This is a genomic window from Chryseobacterium sp. HNCC26DJ241 (genome assembly GCF_057180505.1).
Genome location: NZ_JBXUGL010000095.1, coordinates 1 through 328, shown reverse-complemented (window position 1 = coordinate 328; position 328 = coordinate 1). Strand labels below are relative to the sequence as shown.

1 protein-coding gene is annotated in these 328 nt (G+C 26.5%); it reads left to right on the top strand.

Features of this window, described 5'->3' with window-relative positions; all coding sequences use genetic code 11:
- Positions 1-70: 70 nt before the first annotated feature.
- Positions 71-328 (top strand): helix-turn-helix transcriptional regulator (locus AC2A1C_RS15890; protein WP_484026913.1); only part of this gene is annotated, 258 nt, incomplete at its 3' end.

Genomic DNA, 328 nt, shown 5'->3' with positions numbered 1-328 from the left:
AGTGATAAAAAAAACAACAAATTTTGTTGGGTTTTTACAACAATGTATAAATTTGTGAAAAATATATAGTATGGGAATTGGTACAAACCTTAAAAGACTTAGAAGTAAAACAAAATTTTCTCAAAAAGACATTGCTGATATGTTGGATTTGGATAGAGGTACTTATATTAATTGGGAAAATGAAACTTCAGATGTGAAATCTCAATACATTCCAAAGTTAGCAGAAATATTTGGAGTGGAGATACAAGATCTTTTTTTAGATGATCAAAAAGTTAGAATTAGTGGTAATACTTTTGACAATAAAGATAATTCTACAGGTATTATCATA